We start from the raw sequence: 26,187 nt of genomic DNA on the forward strand, positions 1-26,187 counted from the left end.
ACAGCAGCACGCAGCCATGCGTGATGAGGAGTTCTATCTTGGGATCGATGGCGGGGGAAGCAAGACACTAGCCATTGTTGTCGACCGCCACGGACGTGAGCGGGGACGCGCTCTAGCAGGAAGCGCAAACTATGCTTCCGTGGGGCAGGAAGAGGCTGTCCGTCAAGTATGGCTGGCTGCCGAGCGCGCTTTGCAAGCCGCCGGCGCCCAGTGTCGGCCTCGGGCTGCCTGGATTGGTCTGGCTGGTCTGGACCGTCCAGCCGATCACGCCGTTCTTTACCCTCCCCTGGCAACCCTGGCCGACCAGGTCCATGTGACCAATGACGCCGAGCTTCCTCTGGCAGCGCTGGAGCAGGCCGTTGGCGTCGTGCTTATCGCCGGCACCGGCTCCATTGCCCTGGGACGAGATGCCTGCGGCTGCCTGCGTCGCGCCGGCGGCTGGGGCTATTTGCTGGGTGACGAGGGAAGCGGTTATGACATCGGGCGCCAGGCCCTTCAGGCCGCCACCCGCGCCGCCGATGGACGTGGCCCCCACACCAGTCTTCTCCCTCGCATTCTGGCTAATTGGGGGTTAGAGCGCGCAGAGGACCTGATTGGCGCCGTCTACCACGGCCTGGAGACTGCCGCTGTCGCTCGTCTGGCAACATGCGTCTTCGCGGCGGCTCGCGAGGGCGACCTGGTAGCGCGCCGTATCGTCGGCAACGCGGCCACCGAGCTGGCGCTGGCCGCTCTGGTAGTCAGCAACCAGCTGGAGTTTCCTGATAACGTGGTGCCACTGGCTCTGGCAGGCAGCCTGCTGGTACGAGAGGCGCCTTTCCGCGCTCAGATTCTGCGGCGGCTGCGTGCGCGACGGCGCCTCGGCCAGGTGGTCATCGTCGAAGAGCCGGCGCTGAGCGCCGCCAAAGCAGCGATCCACCTGGAGTCGGTGCGCCCTCCACAGAAGGCCAGCAGCTCTTCGGTCCAGGCCCTATCGGAGCGCTGAAAGAAGGGAGAGACAGAGATGCCCTCTCATCATCATCCATCGCCTGATGGCTCAGTCGGGGGAGCCGCGCCGAGCGCTGCAGATCTCCGTGGCCAGCTTGGTCAGCTCCTGATGGCCGGCTTCGATGGGAGCGAACCCTCGCCCGCCATTCTCGACCTCATCGAGAATCACCAGCTGGGCGGGGTCATTCTCTTTTCGCGCAACATCGAGAGCGCAGAACAGGTCTATCACCTGACCAGCGCCTTGCAGGCCAAAGCCCGTGCAGCTGGCCACCGCTCGCCACTGCTGATCGCCATCGATCAAGAGAACGGCATGGTCCAGCGGCTAGGTGAGCACGTCACCCTCTTTCCAGGCAACATGGCCCTGGGGGCCAGCGATTCACCAGAGCTGGTGACCGCTGTCGCCCGCGCCACTGGGCGCGAGCTGCAAGCACTGGGCATCAACATGAACCTGGCACCAGTCCTGGATATCAACAACAATCCGGCCAATCCCGTCATCGGCGTCCGCTCCTTTGGCGAAGATCCCGAACAGGTCGCCCGCCTGGCCCTGGCAGCAGTACGGGGCTACCGCCAGGCTGGCATCATTAGCTGCCTGAAGCACTTTCCGGGACACGGCGACACGGCTACCGATTCTCATCTCGCCTTGCCGCTGATTCCCCACGATCTGGCCCGTCTGGAACGGCTGGAGCTGGTTCCTTTCTCCCGCGTGCTACAGGAAGAAGGGGCTGACTGCATCATGACAGCCCATATCGCTTTTCCAGCCCTGACCGCTGACCCACAACTGCCTGCCACGGTAGCCTCGCCGATCATCTCTGGCCTGCTCCGGCAGCGCCTGGGCTTCGATGGTGTGGCCATGAGCGATTGCCTGGAGATGGAGGCCACCGCCGCCACCTTGGGCATCGAGCAGGCCACGGTGCGAGCCATAGAGGCCGGTCTCGACCTGATCTTGATCTCGCATCGTTACGACCGCCAGCTGGCTGGACTGGCAGCTATGCGCTCCGCGCTCGACGAGGGGCGCCTCTCCCCGGCCCGCCTGCACCAGGCTCTGACACGCCTGCGACGTCTCAAAGCACGCTATCTCTCCTGGGAGCGACTGCCCCGGCCCGAAGGGCTGCGCTTGCTCAAACAAGCCGAGCACCTGGCTCTACAGCGACAGAGCTACGCTCAGGCCATCACTTTGCTACGCAACGACGCCGGGCTCCTGCCTTTACGGCTGACACCCGAGCAGCAGCTCCTGATCGTCCTTCCCCAGAAGGAAGGAGCCAGCCGCGTCGAAGATCAACGCTATCCAGTCGAAGCACTCGTCGCTGCAGTACGGAGCCATCACCCCAAGACAGTGGCGCAGCTTCTCTCGCTTCCTCTTTCCGAGTCCACACGCCAATCGCTGCGCCAGGCAGTAGCCCAGGCCCAGCTGGTGCTCCTGGTGACGGTCAATGCCTACCTGGACCACGCCCAGAGCGACTATATCAACTGGCTGGTGGCGGAAGCCCCCTGCCCTGTCGTCGCGCTTGCTGTCTATAATCCCTACGACCTTCTGGCCTGTCCCCAGCTCACCACCTACTTGCTCACCTATGAGTACACCCGACCTGCTATCGAAGCCGCCGTCGCCGTCCTCTTCGGAGACGCTCACCCCCAGGGCCGCCTGCCAGTGAGCCTGCCATCCCTGCATGCCCGCGGCGAGGGACTCAGCTGCTAGTCAGCGACGAAGGCGATCCCGCTCCCTCCCTCACACTGCCGAGAGACCGGGCGGGATCGCCCTTTTGCTGGGCTGGGCTGGGCTGGGCTGGCCTGGCCTGGTGACGGTAGGATCAGCCCGCGTTTCGACCTGCATTCGTGCATCCACCGCGCCGGATAAACAGGCAAGAGCCAGCCAGAGAGGCAGAAAGGCAGATAGACAAGATCAGCCTTTGACCGAGCCAGCCAGGATACCGCGCACAAAGTAGCGCTGCAAGGTAAAGAAGATCACCAAGGGCAAGGCCATCGAGATAAAGGCCGCCGCGGTCAGCACCTCCCAGTTTGAGCCATAGGAATTGACCAGATTGGCAATCGTCACCGTCATGGGAGCCCGATCGGGGTTCCCGCCCATAAAGACCAGGGCCACCAGCAGATCGTTCCAGACCCACATGAATTGGAAGATCACCAGCGAAGCCAGGGAGGGCACAGAGAGCGGTAGCAGGATACGGAAGAAGATGTTGATGTTGGAAGCGCCATCGATGCGGGCAGACTCAAAGAGATCGCTGGGCAGCCCAGCAAAGAAATTGCGCAGCAGGTAAACAGCGAAAGGGAGGCCGAGGGCGGTATGCATCAGCCAAATGCCGACGTAGTTACCGGTCAGCTGCAAGCCCGTCGCCTGAGCCAACATCGTATAGAGTCCCAGCACGGGAATCAAAGTCATCTGGACCGGAATGACCATCAGCGCCACAATGGTCAGAAAGATCCAATCGCGCCCGGGGAACTCCATCCAGGCAAAGGCATAGGCAGCAAAAGCCGCCACCAGGGTTGGAATAACCGTCCCCGGAATAGCGATAATCAGGCTATTGAGAAAAGCCTGGCCCAGACCCTGAGCATGGAGAACGTACTCATAGTTCTGGATGGTAAAGCTCCAGGGAGGAACAAGAGCCGTCCACCAGCCAGTAGAGTGGATCAGAGCCGGGAGACGCAAGGAGCTAATGAAGAGGCCCAGAGTAGGTACCGACCAAACGAGCGCCACCAGAATGACAATGACCGAGACCAGGCTATGGTTGACCAGGCTCAGGAGCCGCTGGCGCAGGGGCTGGCGCCCCACTCTGGCAGCAGCCCCCGCCATTGGGAAAGCTGGCGCCGCTTTCTGCGGAGCGACCAGGCTTGATTGAGCCTCTGGATTCATGGTACTCATCGTTGCGCCTCCTGCACGCGGAAACGACGAATATTGAAGTACATGATGGGAATGATCGCCAGCAAGAGCAAGACAGCCAGAGCACTGGCCACCCCAAAGTTGTTAAAGTTGAAGAGCTGCTGGTAGTACTCAACAGCAACGACATTTGTGCCGTAGTTGCCCCCTGTCATGACATAGACGATATCGAAGATCTTCAGGATGTTGATGATCATCGTTGTCGTCACTACGGCAATTGTCGGGCTGATCATCGGCACAATAATGCGGAAGAAGATGGTCACCTCGCCTGCTCCGTCACAGCGGGCAGCCTCCAGAATCTCGCTCGGAATCCCTTTAATGGCCGCCGAGAGGATCACCATGCAGAAGCCTGTCCACATCCAGACGTAGACCGCGATCAAGGCGAAGTTATTAAAGCGGCTATCGGTGATCCAGGCCTGCGGCTGACCACCGAGGGCGGTCAGCAGAGCATTCAACAGTCCGATCTGCGTCTGGCCGGGCGGCGCATATTCATAGACAAAGCGCCAGATGACGCCCGCAGCAACGAAGGAGAGGGCCATCGGCACAAAGATCGCCGCTTTCGCCGCGCTTTCAAAGCGCACGCGATCAACCAGCACGGCGATCAGCAGGCCCAGCGCCACCGTCGCCACTGTTGCCAGCACGAGCCAGAGCAGGTTATTGCGTAACACCTCCAGCAGTGCAGGATTCGTGAATATCAGGATATAGTTGCGCAGTCCAACAAACTGAGTGGAAGTGGCATTCAGGAAGCTGAGCCAGATCGTGAAGAACATCGGGTAGAGCAGAAAGATGATCACAAAGAGGACCGCCAGCCCGATCCAGAGCCAGGGGGTTAGGCTGAAGCGCTTTCTGCGCGCCGTTGTCTTCGTCGGAAGGCTCCGCTGCTCTTCGATGGCTTTGATCATAAGCACACATCCCCTGGGAACAATCGTGTTCATGACACAGTACGTAGCTGCAGGCTGTGTCTACAGCCTGTGCCTCTCGACCTGTGCCGACACACCTGACACCAGTACCACGTACAAGGGAGCGCAGAAGCTCCATCTATCCAGCCGGACCTGTTTGCCCTTGTGGGGGGTCAGAGTCGGGCCGGCACACCAAAGGAGTTCCACAAAGACCTATCAGGAGGGACGCCCATACCCTCTACCGCGGGTCATCCAGAGAATCGAGCTGGTCACGCAGGGTGCGCTCAGCTCGAAGGCGAGGCGGGGCTGGCCTTCTCTCCCCGCCTCTGGGACCTCAGCCCGCCAGCCTGTCCCTCAACCTCAGCAGTCCTGATCTTCCAGCGCCTACGTGGCGTCGATACGTGGCTCAGCCATCAGGCTCTGGTCAGGAAGAGGAAAGCCAGCGGGCCTACTGCCAGACAAACCAGCAAGAGATCTCAGACGAACGAGAGGCGCGCCACTTCCTATCAGGAAGCGTATGCCTGCTGAGCCGTTGACTCCAGCGAGCTCAGAATACTATCGAGCTTAGTCGGGTCCTTAATGAAATCCAGCATGGCCTTCCAGTAAGCTGTCTCCATCGCCGGTGGCATCAGGTCATCGGCCCCAAAGCGGAAGATCGTTGCACTGGTCAGCATCTGGGCCGAGGAGCGGGCCACGTCGTTGGGATAGGCCGACAAGGAGACCGCCTTGCTGGGTGAGGTAAAGCCACCGCGCTTGACCCAGATCTCTTGCGCCTGGGCTGTCTCCAGATACTTCACCAGCTCGCGCACACCATTGTTATCCTTCAGAGCCACAATCACATCAGCGCCCCCCGTCACCGCCCCCTGATATTGAGCAGTAATCGTCGGGAAGGGGAAGAAATTGAAGTCCTTGCCAGGCTGAGCGCTCTTGAACTGCGCCGTAATGAAGCCAGCCGTGAAATCGCCAAGGTAGTAGAGGTAAGCCTCGGGCGGATTCTTGAAGGGGGCGTAGCTGGCGTCCTGGAAATTGGTCGCCAGAATCGACTGCGGCGCTCCATTGATGTAGTGCTTGCCAGTGATGATCTGAGCGAAGGTCTGGAACGCCTGCTTGACGCTGCTGTGGGTCCAGGGGATCTTGTGATTGACCCACTGATCGTAGAGATCAGGCCCTGACTGCAGCAAGAAGATTTCATCAACCCAGTCGGCAGCTGGCCAGCCGCTGGCCGAGCCGCTCTCGACACCCATCGACCAGGGATACTTTCCCTTGCCAGCAATCATATCAGAGAGCTTGATCAGGTCATCCCAGGTCTTGGGGGTCGTACCGCCAATGGCCTGCAGTTGGGTAGGATTGTACCAGATTGTCCCTTTGTTGGCCGCCTTGTAGAAGAGCGCGTAGAGGTGACCGTTGTAGGAACCCAGATCGACCCAGGTCGAAGCGTAATCGCTCTTGACCTTGTTCATATCCAGGAAGGAATCAAGGGGAATCAGCTTGCCCTGGCTGGCCAGCTGCTGCATCTTGCCCGGGTTGGGCAGCACAGCAATATCTGGGGGATTACCGCCACGCAAGCGTGAGGTGAGCACGGCATCCAGATCGCGTGTCGCCTCGATCTTGACGGTGATCTTCGATTGACTCTCGAAGGGGGTCACCACTGCGTCAAACGATTGCTGCTCCTCGCCGCTCCAGACATTGAGCACATCGATCGAGCTGACCGTCGCTGGCGTGCCGGTGCCCCCGGTGGTGCTGGGCGTGCCACAGGCCGCCAGCACTGAGGCGGCAGCGCTCGCTGTCAACCCGAGCGCCATCGCGCGCTGTAGAAAGACTCGTCTTCCGATCCGGTGCTCGCTCAGATCCTCTACGAGCCGATCTAGCGCCTCGCGCTGTTGCCGATCATAAATAAACATAAGCTCCTCCTTTGGGCTGATGATGCTCGGCGCATTACAGTTGCCCACAATTTGCAACTGTCACAGACAAACAGGGAATGGAGCAGTAAGCTGTCTGTGCAGACAGAGAGAGTGTAGCCAGGCGCCCCCGTACTGGCAACGTCCTCATAGGGACAGCATGGCGGCTCATAGACGGCTTGATCTAGCCAGTGCTCCCTCCTTCCTTCTTTTCTACTTTACTTACTTGCTGCAGGCCATGAGCTGGCTGGCTGCTGCGACGCAGCAATCAGCTACAGCGAGCGAACAGATTGTCGAGAAGAGGGGCCTGGCCAGCCTCTGGCCAATCAAATCAAGCAGGCTGATTACGCGGGACCAGAGCAGCGACCTTCCTCTCATTTTCTGAAGGTGGAGTCAATCTTGAGCATTTTCCTGTCAGATTTTTCCTGGCTCTCCTGTCTTACAGTATAGGCAGAGGGACAACAAGCGCAGAAAGGATACAGCCGTGAGCAAGGCCAGGAAAATGCCTGCCAATGACCGACTCCGCAGCGAGCGACTCCGTCGGGGCTGGTCGCGCGAGTATGTGGCAGCCCAGATTGGCGTGGCTGATCCGAAAACCATTGGTCGCTGGGAACGCGGGGATGCTATCCCCAGCGCCTACTTCCGCCAGAAGCTCTGCAGCTTCTTCGGTCTGTCGGCCCAGGAGCTGGGCCTCTATCAGGAGCCCGCTCACGCCGGCTCTTCGGCCAGCGAGTCGTCCACCGGCGGACCGACTCGAGCGCATGAGGAAAGCAGCCACGAGTCGCCTGAGCAGCCGGGCAGTGACAAGAATATCTTTGATCCAGCCATGCCGCTGGCGACCCCGGAGAGCCTCTCGCCAATTGGGCGTGATCGGATCTTATCTCAGCTCAAATCGCAACTGATGCAAGAACGGAGCAGCAACACAGTGGCTCTCTACGGCCTGCCTGGGGTTGGCAAGACAACCCTGGCCCTGGCCCTGGCCTATGATCCAGAGGTACAGGCCCACTTCAATGGAGGAATCCTCTGGGGTCGGCTCGGCAGCCAACCTGATCTTCCTGCCCTCCTGCGTCACTGGGCAGCGCTACTGGAGATCCCTCCTCACATTCAGCTCCGTCTGGAAAGCCTGGAAAGCTGGGTGCAGGCCCTGCGTGCCGCCATTCAGCGTCGGCGCATGCTGCTAGTCATTGACGACGCCTGGTCATACGCTGAGGCTCTGCTGCTGATGGTTGGAGGACCGCGCTGCGCCTACCTGCTGACGACACGCTTGCCGGTAGTGGCTTTGCATTTTGCCAATGAGCGGGCCTTCCACGTTCCTGAGCTGGAAGAGGAGCAGGCGCTGGCGCTTTTGGAGCGTTTTGCCCCCCTGGCCACCCGTTTGGAACCGGAGGCCAGTCGCGCTCTGGTGCAGGCCGTCGGCGGCCTGCCGTTGGCTCTGACGCTGATCGGGCGCTATCTGCAGGCCCAGACCCACTGCGGCCAGATTCGCCGCTTACGCGCGGCGCTGGAACGCCTCCAGAATCCACAGCTGCGCCTCTCGCTGGAGGGCTGTGACGCCACTGTGGAACCCCACCACTATCATGCTCAGGCCGCGCCACCATCACTGGCAACTGTGCTTGCCATCAGCTATCGCCGTTTGAGCCGTGAGGCCCGCCAGGCTTTGACCCGCCTGGCCACCTTACCTCCGAAGCCGCAGGCTTTTCATGAAACAGCTCTAGGCAATCAGGTCTCGGCTCAAACGCTTGACGAGCTGTTGGATGCTGGCCTGCTAGAAAGTGCCGGCCCTGGCTGCTATACGTTGCACCCGGTGATCGCCGAGTACGCTCGCAGCTCCTCTCACCTCCAGGACCTTCCTCAACCTGGGGCCAGACCTGGTAGCGTCTCTATCAGCGGGACAGAGCGCCCGCGCATCGGGAATTTCAGCACGCCTGAACGTCCCGCACGCTGCACGGATCTGGCGCCGATGGTGTATCATGGAGGGGAGAGATCTCAGCCGTCGCTGCCTGCACTCCATTACCAGGACCACCAGCAGCCGGCTCATGCTAATCCCCTGGCGCTCTCTCCCTGAGCTGCCTCTTGAGAGGTCCAGGCTGCCACCTGGCGCTCTCTCTGGCTCGCTGGTCTGAGAGAGAGCGCGCAATCACAAGGCGGCAGGCCCAGAGAAGACGCCGGGGTCTCTCTGCAGTTGTCTTCGGCAGCTCGCTAAGGAACCTCCTATGGCCTACAGGATAGAGGACACGTCTTCATCGGAGACAAATGGCTCGCTTGATGAGCTCGCTCTCGTGCAACGAGCGCAACGTGGCGACGAGGCTGCCTTCAATATACTATTCGAGCGCTACGCACATCAGATCGCTCGCTACCTGAAACATATGGTTGGCAACGATGGGGTGAGCTGCGATCTGACCCAGGATACGTTTTTCCGCGCCTGGCGAGGATTGGCGGGCCTGCGCAAGCCGCAAAGTTTCGCCAGCTGGCTATACCAGATCGCTACCAACCTCGCTCGTAACTATCAGGAGCAGGCCAGGCGCATGCAATACGTGCCCTGGGAAGACTGCCCTGAGGACAGCCGCGAGCTGAGCACGCTGGGAATGGAACGACATATCGAAGAGCGCGAGCTGACCCAGATCGCGCTTGCTCATGTCTCGCCAACTTATCGCGCCTGTCTCATTCTGTACGTCATTGAAGGGCTACCACAGCGCAAGGTAGCCGAACTGCTGGGCATGAAAGAATCGTGCGTGAGTAAATATCTCAGCCGAGGCAAAGAGGAGATGCGCCAGATCTACCAGCGCCTGGAGAACGAAGGGCTTCCCTTCAGGCAGAGAGGAGGCAAGCGGAAATGAAGCAGCCGCCGCGTCCCCCCTGCCCATCCTGGGCTGAGAAGCTCGCTCTGCGTCTGGAGGACCTCCCACCTGCCGACCGAGAAGCGCTGCAGGCTCATTTGCAGCGTTGTCCAGTCTGCGCAGCAGCCCGGGCCGACTACGAGCTGATTGATGCGCGCCTACAAGCCCTGCCCGACCCGGTGCTCAAGCCTGTGCCCCGGCTGGCCGCTCTCATGAGCAAGTTCGCCAATGAAGAAGAGGAACACTCGTCGCAAGCGCTCGGAGGCCAGACCCGCTCGGGGAGCAGCCCCTCCCCCTACCATCGTCCCGGCCCGGTTCGTCGGTCACGACAGCGCGTCTGGGCCGCCGTAGCTGCCTTGATCGCGGCTTGCCTGATGCTGGTACTGGGCCTGCCATTGCTATACCAGCTTACGGAGAGCGGCGGAGCCACCAGCCCTGGTACATTGCTGGTGACCTATTACGGACATACCAGCACGATCACCTCCCTGACCTGGTCACCCGATGGCAGCTCGTTGGCCTCCAGCGATCTCAAAGGCAGCATCGAAGTCTGGAACCCCCTGACCAACACGCAGCGCTATCGCTACGAGCCGCGTGCCGGTGCTGGTATTGCCTACACTGTGGCCTGGTCCCCTAATGGGCACTACCTGGCCGCGGCCTTTCAGAATCACACCGTTGAGGTCTGGAACACCGAAACGGGCCAACGGATCTATAGCTTCACACGCCATACAGATATCGTCTATGCGCTGGCCTGGTCGCCAGATAGCCGGCGGCTGGCTTCTGGTGGAGGAGACAATAGCGTCTGGGTCTGGGATGCCACCACCGGAGCAGATGCCGTTGTCTATAACGGTATCTTCTCCGTGAAAACGCTGGCCTGGTCACCTGATGGCAACTATCTTGCCGCAGGAGACGACGGCGACATTGTCCGTATCTGGAATGTGCACACCAGCAACCCAGAGACACCGCTCCTCTCCTATACGGCCCATAGCGGCTCCATTACCGCTTTGAGCTGGTCGCCCGACGGTCGCTATCTCGCCTCAGCCAGCATGGACGGCACGGTGCGCGTCTGGGATGCTCACAATGGCACGACCTTGCGGGTTTACACCGGCCATCGCGGTAGAGTCGACGCCGTCGCCTGGTCGCACGACGAACGCTTTATTGCCTCCGCGGGAGCCGATGCTACTGTCCAGGTCTGGAACCCGTTCAACGGCGAGGTGGCCTTGATCTACCGAAAGCATAGCGAAGAAGTCAACGCCGTCGCCTGGTCTCCTAACGACCACTATCTGGCCTCCGCGGGCTGGGACCACACGGTACAGGTCTGGCGCGCTCCCTGACTACCTTGGGAGCCGCTGGTGAGCGCCAGCGGCCCTCCTCCACGAGCGAGCGGTAACCCTCTACCGATCGATCCCAGTTCCACCTCAAGCTCCTTCCTCCCCCTGGTCTCGACACGACCGGAAGTCCCTGGTATAGTCAGCCGGGACCAGGGGAGCTATCTTCTCCCCTTCCCCATCTGCCGCAATTATCCTTATGACGGCCAAAGAATCAGAAGCAGCCCAGGTTCTTCTAACATTATCAGTGAGCACTGCGACCTTCGGACCGCCACCATATTGCACAGGCAGCCTGAAAGAACTATACTGTGAGGTGGTTAACTTACGCCCCCGATCGCTGGAAGCTCAGTGCCCTGTGAGCCTGGGAGGAACGCATGCCCGCACGCATGCCCGTACGCATGCCCGTACGCATGCCCGTACGCATGCCCGCGCCATACCATCAGCACCAACGGCGCGATGCACAGCCGGACTGGCAGGCTCAGGATCAGCGGAAGCAGCGCAAGCAGGAGCGCCTCCGTCGCCGCGCCTTCTTGCAGCGTGCTGTGACCTTGGGCCTGGCGGCACACTCCGCACTTGCCTTGCTAGCCGCTTGCGACAGTCAGTCTGCCTCGGTCGATGTTTTGACCGTCTGGAGCAGCGAGGAACAGGACTCTTTTCGGGCAGTGGTTGCTCCCTTCGAAAAGCAGACCCAGATCAAGGTCCAGGTTGTCTCTACACGTGATCAGGATACGCTCCTGACCACGCTGTTACGGGCGAATACCCCCCCAGGAGTGGCTATTTTACCCAATCCGGGCGGAATGCAGCAATTGGCCGCACAGGGGAAGCTTCTCCCTCTGGACAGCTTCCTGGATATGGAGATGGTCAGGCGCGACTATAGCCGTACCTGGATCAATCTCGGGAGCTACAAGGGAGCACTCTATGCGCTCTTCTACAAGGCAGCCAATAAGGGGATCATCTGGTACAATCCTCAGCAACTCCAGGCCCTTGGCCTCCACATCCCTCACACCTGGGATGAGCTGATCGCGGTCTCCAACGCCATCGCTGCCCGGGGACGCTATCCCTGGGCCATCGGCGTTGAGAGTGCGGCTTCCAGCGGCTGGCCCGCCGCCGATTGGATCGCCGAGCTGTATCTGAAAGAGTGGGGACCGGAGATGTACCAGCACTGGGTCAATCACAGGATTGCCTGGACCGATCCGACCATCAAGCAGACCTTTCGCCGCTTCGGCTCTATTCTCACCGGCAAGCACTATATCCCACATGCTCCAACCTCGGTCTTGTTGACGAACTTCCAGGACGCCAGCTACGCGCCTTTCGAACAGCCACCGCGTGCTTACTTTTACTATTCGGGCGACTTCGTGCTTGGCTTCGTCACTAGCCGCTTTCCCAGTATTGTCCCCGGAAAAGAGATCAATTTCTTTCCATTCCCTGAGATCAACCCACGCTACGCTGGGGCCGTCACTGGGGGAGCCGATGCTGTGGTTGCTCTGCAGGACACAGCAGAGGTACGGGCCCTGGTGCAATACCTCGCCAGTTCTCAAGCGCAAGAGATCTGGGTTCGGCGCGGCGGCTTCACTTCGGTCAATCAGTCGATCCCTATGAGCGCCTACCCCAACCCTGTTGCGCGGGCTTCGGCTCAGATGCTCAGTCAGGCCCCCTCTTTCTGCTTTGGGGCCGGTGACCTGATGCCGCCAGTGGTCCAGCACGCCTTCTGGAAAGGTATGCTGGCCTTTATCCAGGAGCCAGACCAGCTTGACACCATTCTGCAGTCCATTGAAGCGGTCGCCCAACGCAGCTATCCTCCCTAATCTGTCAGGCCCTAAACAGAAGGCATGGGATGAGACGCGGCTCCCCTGCTCATTACCCAGGCTGGCACTTTTGTTGAGTCCGGCGAGATTGGCTTGCCAGCGGTGCCTTCTGTGTCGTTAAGCCGAGGCCGTTTTCTACCAGGTCCCCCTTGTGAAAAGAGACCAGAGCGTTGTAAGCTATGACAGAGAGTGAGCCAACAAACAACCACAACAAGAGCATTGGCCGAAAAGTCAGACAAGAGGTAAGGGGCTGATCAATGCGGCGGCGTGAGCCACCAACCCCCTGCGCGCCTGGAGCCAAGCAGGGCCAGGTCAGCTAGCCTACACAGGAACGCCGCTTTCTCCCGGAAGCGATTGTAGCGAAGGAGCACAATGGTGCCTGAACAGAACAATCCTAACAACCAGCGCAGTCTCCGTGCTTCCAATGGGAAGCCGCTCATTCTGGGCCAGTCCCGCGGCCTCTCCGATTATGAGGCGGCGATGATTCAGCGCATGATTCGTGAGGAACAGCATTCTTCACGAGCGCTGGAGATCCCCAAGGAAGATCTCGCCCAGGAGGCGACTACCCGCATGCGACCAGAGGTGGCCGAGGTGGTGGCTGCCAGTCGGGTACGCGAGATTCTGCAGATGTTTAATCGCGACTACCTCTACGGTCAAGGCCGTTTCGACGAGTACGAGGGCGGCTTGCTGCTGAAGTGGGGCGACGGCTACTCGCGCAAGCATATCTGGGTGAGCGTGGAAAATGGGAACCTGCTCTTTGAGACAAGCCATATGCGCAAGTGCAGCAAGCCCTACTGCACTGGCACTCACCATGTGCTCAGCCGCGAGCAGTATACGAATATCGATCTGATCAATCAGGAGCTGGCCGAGCTGTTCCGCCGTCCCGTTCAGGAGCCAACCGACGACTAAGAGGAGGCGGAGCAAGACGCCCAGAAAGGCCGGCGCGGCGCTTCAGGGCCGGGGCAGGATGAACAGGCCCTGGTCCTGGACTCCTGGCGCCGTCGGTCAACCCAACCCAATCAGCAGGAGTGCTAGCCTGTGTCACAATCAGTGCTTGCTCTGGAGCGGGACCTCTTCTTCGCGGTGAAGATACGCGATACGCTGCGTCATCTGGGGCTGGAGACAATCGTCGTGCGCGATCTGGCCGCGTTCTTGCGAGCGCTGGCCGACGACGCTTCCCCCTCTGGCCAGCCACGCAAGCAGCTGGCCCTGGCGATTGTCAATATCTCCACACCAGGTGTGGCCTGGGATGAAGCGATCCGCCAGGCCCGCCAGCATGGGCTGCCAGTGCTGGCCTTTGGCCCCCATGTCGACGTGGAAGCCCGCACTAAGGCACTGGATGCCGGCGCCCAGCGCGCAGTCTCGAATGCAAGGCTGAACAGCTCGCTGACAAGCCTGGTGCAAGATCTGCTGACCTCGCCGGAGAGAGTCGATCTCACGACTGAGGACGACGAACGCTAATCCACCCCTCAGCCCTCTCTAGAGCGCGGCTGAGCTTGACAGCGTCCCCCGATAGCATGCTATAATAATCGTGTCCCGCAGAGGGATATCCTGAAGCCTATCTCAGGCGACAGCCTTCCGATAGGTGAAGCCCAGAAAGGAGGCGATACCTATGCTGAAGTTGCCTGTTCGCTTACTAGGGATGGTGTTTCAGGTGGACAGAGTTGGCCCGTAAGGGCCGTTTTCCAGAGGATCAGTAAATGGAGGCCGAATCAGGAGTGATTCGGCCTTCTTTTTTTGCTCTCCCGCCTTCCCCTTGCAACTTTCTTTCTCCCGTGCTATACTGTATTGAACAAATTTTCTAGCTTCTCTAGCGCAGCTAAGAGAAGGAAGTACGAGCAGAGAGGGGAGCAGTACATTCACCCCTGGCTGTCTGCTCCATTGCCGATCGGAAGGTAGCCAGAGAGAAAGAAAGAGAGAGAGGAAGGAAACGCAGGCCCTTTCATTAACGATGACCAGACGAGTCGAGGAGAACAGAATCGACAGGGGCATACCTATGCATCATATTCTGAAACTTACCCAGACCATTCAAGTGCTGCCGAGCCGAACAGGCTACGAGCGACGGGCGGTCCAGCAGCCGATGCTCCCCGGGCTGGAGCCAGAGCCTCTGGAGGAGCGCCGGCCTGTCCGCAGCAATCGTCAGCTTGCCGAGGTCCTGGCCAGTGTAGCCGAGCTGCTTGAGTTGCAGCACGGCAACCCTTACCGCATTCAGGCCTACCGTAACGTGGCGCGGGCGATCCTCGCTCTCCAAGAGCCGGTTGTGGAGATCATCGCGCGGGGTGAGCCCCTGCCCATTGAGGGGCTGGGTCGCCGCATGCGGGCCCATATCGCTGAGTTGCTGCAGCGGGGGACCCTGACCTTCTCTCACGACCTCCTTCCCCAGGGTCTGCCAGCAGGAGCGCGTCGTCTCCTGGCGATCGAGCATATCGGACCACGTACAGCCCTGCGGCTCTACGAGGAATTGGGCATCGATTCCGCCGAAAAGCTGTGGCAGGCCGCTAACGAGCAACGCCTGCGTCGGCTGCCGGGCTTCGGTCCTCGCAGTGAGGAGCGCCTGAAGCAAGCAGCCACGCGCGCCCTTCAGGGGCAGGAGCCGGAGCCACCGGCTAGCCTGGGAGGCGCAGCCTGAGCAACCTCTTGCGTAGCGTAGCTCGTCGCCAAATCCAGCCAGCCCGCCCTGCTAGAAACGACCTTGCTCAACCAGAGTAATAAAGCGCTGCTCCAGCTCCCAGGTACGTGGCCCTGGCCGGCCTGAGCCAATCACCAGGTCGTCGATCTGCACTACTGGCATGATCTCCTTCGACGAGGCAGTCAGAAAGGCTTCATCAACAGTAGGCAGCTCGGAGAGAGCAAGAGGTCGCTCCTCTATCGGAAAGCGCCCTCGGGCTAGCTCCAGAACCACCGCGCGCGTTACTCCCGGAAGAATGCCCTCCCGCGGTGTCACCAGCGTCTCGCCCCGGAAGACAAAGAAATTGCTGCGCGTCCCCTCCAGGACCTCCCCTCGCTCGTTGACAAAGAGCGCATCGGCTGCTCCTCGCCGCACCGCCTCTTTGAAAGCCCGCACCGCAGCAATGTAGCTGGTCGTTTTGGCCTCCGGGGCCTCCCGCTGCAGGCGACAGGTAATCAGGCGCAACCCGCGCTTGAACGCCTCCAGATCGCGCTCAGGTAAGGGCGTAATTAAGACCGCCAGCAGCGGCTCCCCGGATGGAAGAATACCATCCTCGCTCACACCTCCTGTCACCAGAATACGCAGAGAGGCATGGCGAAAAGGATTGCGCCGAATGGTCTCCTCCAGCACCGCCCGCATCTCCGCGCGCGTATAGGGAATAGCCAGATCAATGAGCTCCGCAGAGCGATAGAGACGGTCGAGATGATCTTCGAGACGAAACGGACGACGATCGTAGGTACGCAGGGATTCGAAGACGCTGTAGCCTCGCAGAACGGCCACATCGGTGAGAGGAATGCAGGCCTCATGCGGATGGACCCACCGTCCACCAACGTACCAGATAGCTTGCTGCTCCATAGTCGCTACCCTCGTTCCTCTTCCTCTGGGTCAAGCAACCCTTGCCCGCGCAACCAGTGCAGAAAGCGCTCTGGTACGGCCATGACCGAGAGACGCGGCTGCCGCACCAGACTCCAATCGGCAAAGAGCTTGCTGGCTTTGATCTCGCGCAGGGTGACCGGGCGCGCCAGTCGACGCTCAAACTCGACCTCGACTACTTGACTGCGGGGATCAGTGGGATCAGGACGCGGCCAGGAAACAACACGCGCCAGACCAACCAGCGCCGCCTGGGCCCCGCTATGATAGAGCAGTAGCCGATCCCCAGGACGCATCTGCGCGATGAAGCGCACTGCCTGGGGATTGCGCACTCCATCCCAAACAGTGCACCGCTCGCGTTCGAGATCGTCTAGCCCATAGTCCGCAGGCTCGGTCTTCACCAGAAAATAGGCCATAGGCTTTTGCTCTGCTCTCCTTTTCTCAACTGCAGGCTGGCCGCTCCGCTTCGGCAGCCCCTCCTTCAGAGAGGCAGCACCCAGCTCTCTGCAGCACTCCCAGGCCAGCCAGAGAGAGCATAACATGCCCGACTCCGTCTGTAAACACCGTTCAGTCACATCGCTGTTCGCTTATAGCCTTTTCAGACAGTTGAGGCCCGAACTATCCTGGTAGAATGAGGCACAGAATTGCAAGGCATGCTTGATCATCCGAATATGACCATGTTATAATGCTGAGGCTTAGTTGGACTTTCAGCGTCAGGTCTTATACAAGACGCTCTCTGGGACCAAGTTGCAGGTCTCGTACTGAATCATGAAAGGAGTTTATAAGGGCAAGTCTTATTCAAGAGGATAAATAGCAAATGCTGTGAAGGCAGCCCTGCCATCTTTGAGCAGGAGCAAGCCAGGTAAAGGAGAAGGCAGAGCCAGTCTTCTGTCTTGCCCCCGGTCTCGCTAGCACTCTTGTAAGGGGTGATGGCAAGAGTTGGCTCGCATCAGGCTCCCATCATAGCAATGGGAGTCAGAGTAGTCAGCTGCGCCAGCCTTGATCACCACAGCTCGCAACAGGCAGAGATGAAAGGAGGAGCGCCCTGTGACCACCGTTCCGCAGTTACGGCCTCGCAAACCACTGACAGCATTTGCTATCGCCGGTTCCACTATGGCTCAGATTGCCCCGGCTTTCTCGTTTTATTTAGGTATGGCAGTCATCACCCAAGGTGTGGGGCTTGGAGCGCCTTTCACTATTTTGCTGGCAGCGATCGCCATGTTCATTGTGGGTCTGAGCGTCGCCGCCTTTGCTCAGCGCCATCCCTCAAACGGCTCCCTGGTGACCTTTCTTGGGATCACCTTTGGGGGCGTTCTGGGCACGACCACCGCAGTCCTTTTTAGCGCTGCCTATATCCTGCTTCTGGCCTCTGTCATGCTGGCAATCGGCGGCTGGGTCAGCTTCTCGCTGCAAACCTTCTACAATCTAAGCGTCCCCTGGGTGCCGCTGACGATTGTGCTGGCGTTCTTATGCTGGCTCTTGACCTTGAGCGGCGTCAACCGATCGACAGCAGTGGCCACAGCCTCGATGTTGATCGAGGTAGCCGTCTTGCTGGTGGTCTCGCTGCTCTCTTTGCTCCGTCCACCAGCTCCCCCTTCTCTGACCCCTCTTCTTCCCTCGGCCTTAGAGAATGGCCTCAGCGGCCTGGGCCAGGCTTTTCCGCTAGCTATTTTCCTGTTCATCGGCTTTGAAAATTCGGTGGCCTTGGCTGAAGAGAGCGAGCATCCCCAGAGGAATATTCCGCGAGCAGTCATGCTCAGTCTGGCCCTCATGGCAGTTCTCTACCTCTTCGTGAGCTATGCGACGGTGACCGGTTTCGGCAACAGCGCCAGCCACCTGGCTCAGAGCACCATTCCTTTCATAGATCTAGCTCAGCGCTATCTCGGCCCTCTGGCGATCCTCGCAGCACTAGCCGGCTTCACCAGCATCGCCGGAACCATGCTCGCCGGTACGAATAACCTATCGCGTGTGATTTTCAACTCAGCTCGCGAACGACTTTTCCCTTACGCGCTGGCACAGGTCTCCGAGCGTTTCGGCACGCCCACCCTGGCCCTGACGCTGCCTTTCGCTCTGGCCCTGGTACTAGCCCTGGTGGTCGGCTTAGCCAGCAGCGACTGGCTCACAGCCTTCGGCTACCTTTCAACCCTGGGAACCATTCCACTGATTTTCATCTATGGCGCCGTCAACGTCGCCCTGATTTTCAACCCTGGCCTGGCCCTCTCACCTCTACGACGCTATCTGCTTCCGTTGCTTGGGATAGCGAGCATTGTCGTGCCTCTCTGGGCCTTGCTGCAACCCGGCCAGCAGCCACCTTACAACTTCTTCCCCTGGATCACACTGGCGCTGCTGATCGTCGCCCTGCTCTACTCATGGTGGCGCGTACGCTCCGATCCTGCCTTGCCGGAGCGTATCGGGGCCTTCGGACCGGAGCACCTGACAGCAGCAGATGCCACCCAGCCCGGTCGCTCAGCAGAGAGCACCGTCCCAGAAGGAAAGTTTGATGCCGCAGCCATCGATAGTCCAGAGTCTCAGGTCTAAGGCCAGGTGCCATAGCCGGGATTCAGCAAAAGGTAGCTCGCTCAGTTCTTGCCGTGAATAATTCAAAACAACGTATTCCCTTCATTTATGCAACTCGCTCAAGGGAGACAGAGTCATGCAGCTTGAGAAATCTCGAATCGGGAAAGAACTCCGGGAGGAGGATACCTATACTCTCCGCGAAACTCTGCTGCGGATCGAGCCAACCGTTGACCTGTATATTCGCGAAAAATGGATCCCGGGACACGACACAAAGTTACCAGTAGTACTGCTACATGGAGCCGGCATGGACGGCAGTGGTTACGACGTTCCCGTGGCTCACGCCTCGCTGGTCAACGCGCTGGCACAGCATGGCTCGCGCACTTTCGCCTTTGACTTTCGCGGTCATGGCCGTTCCAGCCGAGTCGTCGATGGTAAAAGCGTCACAGTCGAGAGTTCAGTAGCCGATACGGCGGCAGTGCTTGACTTTGTGCGCCACATCACTGGTCAGGAACAAGCTATCCTGATCGGCGAGAGCTATGGAACAATGGTGGCCCCAGTAGTGGCGGAGCGCTATCCCGAGCGCGTCGCTGGCCTGGCCTTACTCGGCCTCATCTACGCAGCACTGGCTACGCCAATCGACGAGATGCTGGCAGAGCTGGAACAAGCCCCCTGCGGCTACGCTTTCACCACAGAAGAAGAGTGGGAGATGTTTGCCCCATCAGCAGCACCTGCCGTGCTGCAGTGGCACCAGGCCCACTTTGGAACAGCTTATGCTTACCCGGTTGGCCCCTATCTCGAAGCGGGCCGGCTTCCTCATGCCCAAAACCTCAGTCGCATTAGCAGCCCTATCCTGGTAGTGACCGGCGATCAAGATCCCTTTGCTTCCCTGGAAGACACCCAGCGCTTCCTCGCCTCCGTCTCCAGCTCCCATAAGGTGCACCTCCATCAGCCGGGCGTTGGTCATATGCCCTATGTTGAGCAAAGGGCTGAGGAAGCCAGGCAGGCTATCTGCGAACTGATTAATCGCTGCAGCAGGAACGCTCAATAGAGCAACGACCCGGCCTCCCACCAGACGAGAGACTCTTACCCGACCGTCTCTGACAACCTGCCAGAGGCATAGCACATAGCAAGAACGGAGACCAGAGCAGCAGGCCACTTCTCAGGCAAGTGGCCTGCTGCGGCGGGTCAATTGGTACTTTACCAGATCGAAGGAGAGCAGGGCGCCTCCAGCCCTCCTCTCATGTGGAGGGCTGTCTTCTGCCCTCGACAGAAAAGACTATTCTGGACAGTAAGAACTATCTATCTTGAGCATATCAGTTGTTCTCTGACTATAGAGTCATTGTTTAGCGAAATTGGAGGGAGATTATATGGCAAAGGAACCTCACGAAAAGAACAAGTTGACCTCGGAATCCTACGTCCCGCAGACGATGCCCGTGCAGCTCAATACGTTCGATATGACAGCTAACTACATGCTTTTGCTCTTCAACATCACTATCTCAACTCTGCTTGTCGGCAGCGGAGCTGGTGGGATTAGCTATCTGCTGCTCGGTGGCCTGGTTTTCTTCTTGCCATGCGCCATTGTTACTGCCCAGCTAGCATTGCTCTTTCCTCATGAGGGCGCTCTCTATAACTGGAGCTACAAAGCCTTGGGGCAATACTGGAGCTTCTTCTCAGGCTTCTGCGCCTGGCTCTCCGGAGCCCTCCTTATCATTGGCGGGCCCGAGCTGCTCGTTACCTACCTGCAAAACTTGCACAGTGGCTGGCTGAGTGAACCCTGGCAGCAGGGACTCGTGATCATCGGGTTGCTCATTTTCTCCTGTGTGCTCGCTCAACAGCGCCTTCGCCTTGTTCAGAATATCATTAATATATTGACAATACTTTACTTTCTAGCAGTTCCTCTGATGGGATGCGCTGTACTGATCTGGCTGCTGGAAGGGCATCCTCTGGCCACGAGCATTGTCCACGCTTCCGACTGGGCCATCGGCCCAGGGAATTTTATTACCTTTGGCTACGCCACCTTTGCCTACCTGAGCACCGAGGTCCCCCTGATTCTGGCAGGGGAGATGTACCCCAAGCGCAAGGTGATCACGCGGCATCTTCTCTGGGGCACCCCTATCGTCTTCGCCAGCTACCTGATCACAGCCCTGGCGATGCTTATCGTTCAGGGCCAACAAGCTGCCTACAATGGCTTCGCCCCGGTGCTCCTCCTGGATATCGTCTTCGGCAAGTGGGCGGGGAACCTAATCCTTGTTTGCATCCTGAGCTACTTTCTCATCGTTCCTGTCTTCTTCAATTCCACCTTCGCCCGCCTGCTCATGGTGGGAGCGATCGACAAACACTTGCCACGACAGATCGGCCTGCTCAATCGGAATCGCGTACCGGGGAACGCCATCATCTTTCAGACCTGCATCAGCCTGACCTTTGCCGCCGTTGTTTTTCTGGTCATCCCCTATCTCTTCGCTCCAACAGCCGCGAGTGACTTTGCAACCGAAGCCTACAACGTGCTGATCGCCGCAGCCACCCTTGTCTGGGCCCTCTCCGTCATGTTCCTGTTCATCGACGCCATGATCTGCATATTTCGTTATCCGCAGCTGCTCAATAGTCGTCTGTTATTCCCCAAGCCCTTGATGAAACCTGTGCTCTGGCTGTGCTGCCTGCCAGGACTCCTCTCTTGTCTGACGGCCATGATTACCACGGTGATCTATCCCTGGATTCCCCAGATCAGCGCTAGCTCCTGGTGGTATATCGTCGGCGGCCTGGCCCTGATCTGTCTGGGAGCTGCCGCGATCGGCGGTATGATTGCCAACAGCGGCGCCCGTTGGCAAGACCTAACCAGAACAGAGTGAGATCAAGTGGAGTTTCTCTGCTTGCTCCAGTAGCGTGATAGAAAGAGGAGCTGGAACGTTCGTGTGGCCTCTTCTGCCAGCTTCATTGGCACGAGAGGCCAGCTCTTATCAGGAGCAGGCTCGACCAGAGATGATATAAATAAGAAAGCCAGGATAGATTGCGGGAAGCAGAAAGAGGACGATTCACCTACCATGCAGACCTTATCACCATTGGAGACCGCCTTTGAGCAGAGAGAAGCTACAGGTCAGGCGCTGCCGCTGCCCCTCCCTCCAGAGTTAGCCTCCCTCTATGGAAGGCTGGCCTTCCCACCCGCACCAGTGGAGCGCCCCTACATCGTCAGTAACTTCGTCGAGACGCTCGACGGCGTAGCCGTTGCCCATGCCAACGGGAAAAGTCTGGATATCAGCGGCGGCAACGAACATGATCATATGGTCATGGGGCTGCTACGCGCCTGCGTCGATGCGGTCATCGTAGGAGCCGGCACCCTGCGCGATGCGTCCGAGCATCGCTGGACACCAGACTACATCTACCCGCCGTTGGCCGCCGCCTATCGTCAACTACGCCAGCAGCTGGGCCAGGCCCCCCAACCGCTGAATGTGATCGTCAGTAGCAGCGGCTATGTCGACCTCAGCCTGCCGCTCTTCCACGAACCCGCCATTCGTTCTGTGCTGATTACCACAGCGCAAGGACAGGCCCACCTGCAAGAGCAGGTCTTGCCCCCCAGCTTGCACTTGCTCGTGGTCGGAGAACAGGGACCTCTCCAGGCTCGGTCTATCGTGGAGACATTGCACCGCTGGCAGCCGTGCCAGCGTCTTCTCATCGAAGGTGGCCCTCAGCTGATGGGCCGCTTCATGGCCGAGCGACTGGTCGACGAGCTGTTCCTGACACTGGCCCCACAGCTAGCTGGACGCGCCGCCAGTGAACTACGCCCCGGCTTCGTCTCTCAGCAGCTCTTCCTGCCCGCTGATCCTCGCTGGGGAGAATTGCTTAGCCTGAAACGGGCTGGCAGCTATCTCTTCCTGCGCTATCGTTTCACCTGATCGACAACGGCGCTCAGGCCAGCCACGCACTCACTCATACAGGCCCGGGCGAGGCCTGGCTGCTTCAATTGCTTGCGCCGCCAGCCAGTCTGATCTGGACATCGCTTCAGCACGCTCCCCCCTTCCTCCTGCTTAGCAGGAGCCAGACAAGCTGGCTGACAATCAGCGGGACCTGATCGTTCCGTCGAAGCTAGCCAAAGTGGTCTAGACATCTTGACGATATGATTACGCCTCACTATCATTGATCATGAAGGATCTGCCGGCAGGGCACGGCCTGCCTCTACTGAGTGGCAGGCTGCGGGCATGAAGCCAGCCTGCCCTGCTGCGGCTGTTTGAGCATTCCAAGGCAAGGAGGAAAGCCATTACTATGTCCAGCAGTCTGCCCAAGGTGAGGTTACGACCTCCTCTGCAGCCTCGCCCCCTGCTCATCCTGCTCTCAGTACTCCTCATTGTCAGTGGTCTTGCAGCGGCTCTTTTTCTGCGCTGGACAAGCGGAGCCTTTGCAGCAGGCAGCAACCTTGTCACCAACCCAGGATTCGAGAGTGGCAATCTGAGCGGCTGGAACTGCGATCCCGGTGATACCATTGTGAAGGCGCCAGTACACAGTGGCAGCTATGCCTTACAAATGAATCCTACTGCCTCCACGACTGGACAATGTACCCAGACTATCAGTGTGCAACCCAACAGCAGCTATACGCTCAGTGCCTACGTTGACGGCCCCTATGCCTATCTTGGCATCAACGGCGGAGCCAGCAACTGGACCAGTAGTAGCAGCTACACTCTATTGAGCGTTTCCTTCACCACTGGCGCCTCGACCACCAGTGTCACCATTTATGTGCACGGCTGGTATGTGCAGGGAAGCGTCTACGTCGACGACGTCAACCTGAGCGGGCCTGCGGGCAGCGCAACTGCAACGCCATCACCCACAGCGACCAGCAGTCCAACCCCGACCCCCAGCCCGACGCCAGCCCCGACCAGCACACCTACGCCCAAACCCACCAGTACAGCTGCGCCGACCCCGACCCCAACACCCTGCACCAGCTGCGGCGGCAGCCTTTCGCGCCATGTCTTAACCGGCTACTGGCAAGACTTCACCAACGGAGCCACTCCGCTCAGACTGAGCGCCATCAACTCCTACTACAACCTGATCGCTGTCGCCTTTGCCAACGCTGACCCATCGCGCCCAGGCGCTGTCACCTTTAGCATCGACTCCGGACTTTCCTCGGCGCTAGGGGGCTACACCACCAGCCAGTTCATCAGTGACATTGCTACTTTGCACTCGCAAGGGAAAAAGGTCATCATCTCTGTTGGCGGTCAGAATGGCACCATCACAGTGAACGACGCAACCAGCGCTACCAACTTCGCCAATAGCGTCTACCAGCTCATGACCACCTACGGCTTCGACGGCGTCGACATTGATCTTGAAAACGGGATCAACCCGACCTATCTGGCCAGTGCACTACGTCAGCTCTCGGCGCTCGCCGGGCCGAACCTCATCATTACACTGGCTCCTCAGACCATCGATATGCAGTCGACGGGGGGCGCCTACTTCCAGCTCGCCCTCAACATCAAAGACATTCTGACCCTCGTCAATACCCAGTATTACAACTCAGGGACGATGAACGGCTGCGATGGCAAGGTCTATGCTCAGGGCAGCGAGGACTTCATCACCGCACTGACCTGTATCCAGTTGCAAGGAGGACTACGCCCCGACCAGGTCGGTCTTGGACTCCCTGCCTCTCCTTCGGCGGCTGGTGGTGGTTATGTCGCCCCATCCGTGGTCAATGCAGCCCTTGACTGTCTCAGCCGCGGCACCAACTGCGCAAGCTTCAAACCCTCGACGACTTACCCTGGTTTGCGCGGAGCCATGACCTGGTCGATTAACTGGGATGCCTCGAATGGCTACGCCTTCGCTAATACCGTAGGGCCTCACCTCAGCAGCTTGCCCTAGGTCATCCTGAGCTGAGCAGACACACTGGTCCTTTCCCTCTCCACTCGGACGGAGTGCCCCCACTCACAGACAGTGAGAGCGGCGCACTCCGTCGCTGTCCTGGCGGCCCCCGCTCTACCTTCTCACGGACTTCTCCTTCTTCCCCAAAAGCTCCCACACTACAGGCTGGTATCGACTAGAAAGCACCACCCCCACCCAGGTCAAAAACCGGCAAGGAGAGAGGGAAACCCCTGTCACGTCCCAAATTTTACAGAATCTTTGTAATTGGCTTAGGATTTTTTGATTTCTTCCCTCTATTATAGGGAGCAGACAGACCCCTATGGTTCCTGCTGTCAAGATCAACGCCTGGGAGGATCTCCCCCACCCCCGTTCCTCCGACCAGCACTCCCAGGCGTTGATCTCCCCCAGCCTCCAGCTGATGCAGCGTAAGCGAAACTACCTGCACTACCCTCAGCCCTCAGCCCCACCGCCTCTAGCCCTCTGCCTATGGCCGAGAGAAGCCTTCATCCTGTTACAGGGCTACCTCTCAGCCGTGCCAGCCTCACCAACACCAACACTAGCCCATAGACAGAGAAAGCCGGTCAGGGCCAAAGCCCTGCCGGCGAGACTGCTCTACTGCGCTCTTATTGACGAGGGTAAGGACCCGCTGGCCCCCTCTGCCCCTCTACAGGCCAGTGTGGACGATAATCCTGCCCCCCCACGGGCGGCCCCTGTAGAGGTGACCCTTGCCAGGGCTGAGAGAAAGGAGGAGACTGGGGAGATGGCGCAGGCGGAGGAGTCGGAGCATTCGACCAGGGCGGCCCAAATGGGGGCTGCGTCACGGGCTGTCCCCACGAAGCCGCCTGGGAAGCAGTTGAGGGCAGGCGCTGCTCACCAGGGCCAGCAGTTACTGGTCCCCGACCAGCCTCCTGCCGCTGAGCAGCCGCAGCAGCATGAGCGGCGCGGGCCCGCCGATCGTTGCGAATATGTCGCCAGACATAAAGCACGACCAGCACCAGCAAAGCTAGCACGATCACGCCATCGAGACTGTGAAAGAGAGGGGCCAGCGTATCTAGATGATTGCCCAGGACTGTGCCAGCGTAAGCCAAGAGCAGGCACCAGGGCAGCGAACCCAGGAAAGTATAAAGGCAAAAGCGCCCAAACGGCATCTTTGTAATGCCAGCAGGCAGCGAAATGTACGTGCGCACAACGGGCAGCAGACGAGAAAAGAACGCTGTTGCGCTTCCCCACCGTCTAAAGAACTCATCTGCCTTATCAGCATCATGCTGCGAGATAAGAATGTAGCGCCCATATTTGAGCATCAGCGGACGCCCACCAGAGGCTCCAATCGCATAGGCCAGCATCGAACCAAGCAAGCAGCCAAGAGAGCCAGAGAGAGCCACCAGCAGCAGAGCCAACCAGGAGTTCAGCCCAGGAAGCAAGCGGCCCTGAGCGAGCATCACCCCGGCCAGAGGCATAACAATCTCGCTGGGCAATGGAATGCAGCAGCTCTCGATTGCCATCGCCACCACGATCCCCAACAGACCCGTCGAGACATAGAGATTGGTGATCAAGCTGGTCAAAGCCTCGATCAAGTGATTCAGCAAAACACGGCCTCCTTCGTAAGGCAAGCTCCTGCACTTTTGCCCAATCCTAGCACACTCTGCCGACGGACGCCAG

At 59.4% G+C, this 26,187-nt stretch carries 21 protein-coding genes; 15 read left to right on the plus strand and 6 right to left on the minus strand.

Annotated elements, in window-relative coordinates:
- Both BGC09_RS14330 and nagZ read left to right on the plus strand, forming a co-directional pair.
- Window positions 1-982 (plus strand): BadF/BadG/BcrA/BcrD ATPase family protein (locus BGC09_RS14330; protein ID WP_069804674.1); only part of this gene is annotated, 982 nt, incomplete at its 5' end.
- Between the two features lie 18 nt (window positions 983-1,000).
- Window positions 1,001-2,677 carry a beta-N-acetylhexosaminidase gene (gene nagZ, locus BGC09_RS14335; protein ID WP_084658887.1) on the plus strand — a complete coding sequence of 559 codons (1,677 nt, stop codon included), beginning with the start codon at window positions 1,001-1,003 and terminating at the stop codon, window positions 2,675-2,677.
- A 204-nt stretch (window positions 2,678-2,881) separates the two neighbouring features.
- On the opposite strand, the gene BGC09_RS14340 is transcribed toward nagZ, so the two are convergent.
- The 3 genes from BGC09_RS14340 to BGC09_RS14350 form a co-directional block, all read right to left on the minus strand.
- A complete protein-coding gene (locus BGC09_RS14340; RefSeq protein ID WP_141727797.1) occupies window positions 2,882-3,787 on the minus strand; it encodes a carbohydrate ABC transporter permease in 906 nt (301 codons plus the stop codon).
- Between the two features lie 65 nt (window positions 3,788-3,852).
- Complete coding sequence (locus BGC09_RS14345) at window positions 3,853-4,773, minus strand: carbohydrate ABC transporter permease (RefSeq protein WP_084658893.1); 921 nt, start codon at window positions 4,771-4,773, stop codon at window positions 3,853-3,855.
- Between the two features lie 503 nt (window positions 4,774-5,276).
- Window positions 5,277-6,671, minus strand: coding sequence for an ABC transporter substrate-binding protein (locus BGC09_RS14350; RefSeq protein ID WP_084658895.1), 1,395 nt, complete (start codon window positions 6,669-6,671; stop codon window positions 5,277-5,279).
- Window positions 6,672-6,828: 157 nt separating this feature from the next.
- Between BGC09_RS14350 and BGC09_RS14355 the strand changes: the two genes are divergently transcribed.
- The 8 genes from BGC09_RS14355 (at window position 6,829) to BGC09_RS14390 (ending at window position 15,264) form a co-directional block, all read left to right on the plus strand.
- Window positions 6,829-7,053, plus strand: a complete 225-nt coding sequence (locus BGC09_RS14355) for a hypothetical protein (RefSeq protein ID WP_069804675.1) — start codon at window positions 6,829-6,831, stop codon at window positions 7,051-7,053.
- 99 nt (window positions 7,054-7,152) lie between these two features.
- On the plus strand, window positions 7,153-8,733 hold the full coding sequence (locus BGC09_RS14360) for a helix-turn-helix domain-containing protein (protein WP_141727794.1): 1,581 nt from the start codon (window positions 7,153-7,155) through the stop codon (window positions 8,731-8,733).
- A gap of 148 nt (window positions 8,734-8,881) precedes the next feature.
- The gene (locus tag BGC09_RS14365) at window positions 8,882-9,505 is read left to right on the plus strand and encodes an RNA polymerase sigma factor (RefSeq protein WP_069804677.1); all 624 of its coding nucleotides are present in this window, start codon (window positions 8,882-8,884) and stop codon (window positions 9,503-9,505) included.
- Entirely contained in the window at window positions 9,502-10,836 is a 1,335-nt protein-coding gene (locus BGC09_RS14370; RefSeq protein ID WP_069804678.1) for a WD40 domain-containing protein, read from the plus strand. Before BGC09_RS14365 ends, BGC09_RS14370 begins: the two co-directional genes overlap by 4 nt.
- Before the next feature lie 368 nt (window positions 10,837-11,204).
- Window positions 11,205-12,635, plus strand: coding sequence for an ABC transporter substrate-binding protein (locus BGC09_RS14375; RefSeq protein ID WP_084658898.1), 1,431 nt, complete (start codon window positions 11,205-11,207; stop codon window positions 12,633-12,635).
- A 372-nt stretch (window positions 12,636-13,007) separates the two neighbouring features.
- Window positions 13,008-13,544 carry a hypothetical protein gene (locus BGC09_RS14380; RefSeq protein WP_069804679.1) on the plus strand — a complete coding sequence of 179 codons (537 nt, stop codon included), beginning with the start codon at window positions 13,008-13,010 and terminating at the stop codon, window positions 13,542-13,544.
- A 129-nt stretch (window positions 13,545-13,673) separates the two neighbouring features.
- Entirely contained in the window at window positions 13,674-14,096 is a 423-nt protein-coding gene (locus BGC09_RS14385; protein WP_069804680.1) for a PleD family two-component system response regulator, read from the plus strand.
- A gap of 535 nt (window positions 14,097-14,631) precedes the next feature.
- Window positions 14,632-15,264: a helix-hairpin-helix domain-containing protein gene (locus tag BGC09_RS14390; RefSeq protein WP_176728931.1), complete on the plus strand. Its 633-nt coding sequence runs from the start codon at window positions 14,632-14,634 to the stop codon at window positions 15,262-15,264.
- 51 nt (window positions 15,265-15,315) lie between these two features.
- On the opposite strand, the gene BGC09_RS14395 is transcribed toward BGC09_RS14390, so the two are convergent.
- Window positions 15,316-16,158 (minus strand): aminotransferase class IV, encoded by an 843-nt coding sequence (locus BGC09_RS14395; protein ID WP_069804681.1) that lies wholly within the window; start codon window positions 16,156-16,158, stop codon window positions 15,316-15,318.
- A 5-nt stretch (window positions 16,159-16,163) separates the two neighbouring features.
- The gene (locus BGC09_RS14400; protein ID WP_069804682.1) at window positions 16,164-16,589 is read right to left on the minus strand and encodes an EVE domain-containing protein; all 426 of its coding nucleotides are present in this window, start codon (window positions 16,587-16,589) and stop codon (window positions 16,164-16,166) included.
- Window positions 16,590-17,220: 631 nt separating this feature from the next.
- Here BGC09_RS14400 and BGC09_RS14405 point away from each other — a divergent pair.
- From BGC09_RS14405 to BGC09_RS14425, 5 genes are all read left to right on the plus strand, one after another.
- Window positions 17,221-18,711: an APC family permease gene (locus BGC09_RS14405; RefSeq protein ID WP_069804683.1), complete on the plus strand. Its 1,491-nt coding sequence runs from the start codon at window positions 17,221-17,223 to the stop codon at window positions 18,709-18,711.
- 115 nt (window positions 18,712-18,826) lie between these two features.
- Complete coding sequence (locus BGC09_RS14410; protein ID WP_069804684.1) at window positions 18,827-19,738, plus strand: alpha/beta hydrolase; 912 nt, start codon at window positions 18,827-18,829, stop codon at window positions 19,736-19,738.
- A 319-nt stretch (window positions 19,739-20,057) separates the two neighbouring features.
- Entirely contained in the window at window positions 20,058-21,536 is a 1,479-nt protein-coding gene (locus tag BGC09_RS14415; protein WP_069804685.1) for an APC family permease, read from the plus strand.
- A 192-nt stretch (window positions 21,537-21,728) separates the two neighbouring features.
- Complete coding sequence (locus tag BGC09_RS14420; RefSeq protein WP_069804686.1) at window positions 21,729-22,577, plus strand: RibD family protein; 849 nt, start codon at window positions 21,729-21,731, stop codon at window positions 22,575-22,577.
- Window positions 22,578-22,944: 367 nt separating this feature from the next.
- The gene (locus BGC09_RS14425) at window positions 22,945-24,528 is read left to right on the plus strand and encodes a chitinase (RefSeq protein ID WP_069804687.1); all 1,584 of its coding nucleotides are present in this window, start codon (window positions 22,945-22,947) and stop codon (window positions 24,526-24,528) included.
- Window positions 24,529-25,151: 623 nt separating this feature from the next.
- On the opposite strand, the gene BGC09_RS14430 is transcribed toward BGC09_RS14425, so the two are convergent.
- Window positions 25,152-26,114: a DedA family protein gene (locus BGC09_RS14430; protein WP_069804688.1), complete on the minus strand. Its 963-nt coding sequence runs from the start codon at window positions 26,112-26,114 to the stop codon at window positions 25,152-25,154.
- Between the last annotated feature and the right edge of the window lie 73 nt (window positions 26,115-26,187).

It is taken from the genome of Thermogemmatispora onikobensis, assembly GCF_001748285.1.
GTDB lineage: Bacteria > Chloroflexota > Ktedonobacteria > Ktedonobacterales > Ktedonobacteraceae > Thermogemmatispora > Thermogemmatispora onikobensis.

What these genes read in the sequence shown, in the direction of transcription:
- nagZ (WP_084658887.1), top strand. Translation starts at nt 1,001, where the DNA reads ATGCCCTCTCATCATCATCCATCGCCTGATGGCTCAGTCGGGGGAGCC.
- BGC09_RS14340 (WP_141727797.1), bottom strand. Translation starts at nt 3,787, where the DNA reads ATGGCGGGGGCTGCTGCCAGAGTGGGGCGCCAGCCCCTGCGCCAGCGG.
- BGC09_RS14345 (WP_084658893.1), bottom strand. Translation starts at nt 4,773, where the DNA reads ATGATCAAAGCCATCGAAGAGCAGCGGAGCCTTCCGACGAAGACAACG.
- BGC09_RS14350 (WP_084658895.1), bottom strand. Translation starts at nt 6,671, where the DNA reads ATGTTTATTTATGATCGGCAACAGCGCGAGGCGCTAGATCGGCTCGTA.
- BGC09_RS14355 (WP_069804675.1), top strand. Translation starts at nt 6,829, where the DNA reads ATGGCGGCTCATAGACGGCTTGATCTAGCCAGTGCTCCCTCCTTCCTT.
- BGC09_RS14365 (WP_069804677.1), top strand. Translation starts at nt 8,882, where the DNA reads ATGGCCTACAGGATAGAGGACACGTCTTCATCGGAGACAAATGGCTCG.
- BGC09_RS14370 (WP_069804678.1), top strand. Translation starts at nt 9,502, where the DNA reads ATGAAGCAGCCGCCGCGTCCCCCCTGCCCATCCTGGGCTGAGAAGCTC.
- BGC09_RS14375 (WP_084658898.1), top strand. Translation starts at nt 11,205, where the DNA reads ATGCCCGCACGCATGCCCGTACGCATGCCCGTACGCATGCCCGTACGC.
- BGC09_RS14380 (WP_069804679.1), top strand. Translation starts at nt 13,008, where the DNA reads ATGGTGCCTGAACAGAACAATCCTAACAACCAGCGCAGTCTCCGTGCT.
- BGC09_RS14390 (WP_176728931.1), top strand. Translation starts at nt 14,632, where the DNA reads ATGCATCATATTCTGAAACTTACCCAGACCATTCAAGTGCTGCCGAGC.
- BGC09_RS14395 (WP_069804681.1), bottom strand. Translation starts at nt 16,158, where the DNA reads ATGGAGCAGCAAGCTATCTGGTACGTTGGTGGACGGTGGGTCCATCCG.
- BGC09_RS14400 (WP_069804682.1), bottom strand. Translation starts at nt 16,589, where the DNA reads ATGGCCTATTTTCTGGTGAAGACCGAGCCTGCGGACTATGGGCTAGAC.
- BGC09_RS14410 (WP_069804684.1), top strand. Translation starts at nt 18,827, where the DNA reads ATGCAGCTTGAGAAATCTCGAATCGGGAAAGAACTCCGGGAGGAGGAT.
- BGC09_RS14415 (WP_069804685.1), top strand. Translation starts at nt 20,058, where the DNA reads ATGGCAAAGGAACCTCACGAAAAGAACAAGTTGACCTCGGAATCCTAC.
- BGC09_RS14420 (WP_069804686.1), top strand. Translation starts at nt 21,729, where the DNA reads ATGCAGACCTTATCACCATTGGAGACCGCCTTTGAGCAGAGAGAAGCT.
- BGC09_RS14425 (WP_069804687.1), top strand. Translation starts at nt 22,945, where the DNA reads ATGTCCAGCAGTCTGCCCAAGGTGAGGTTACGACCTCCTCTGCAGCCT.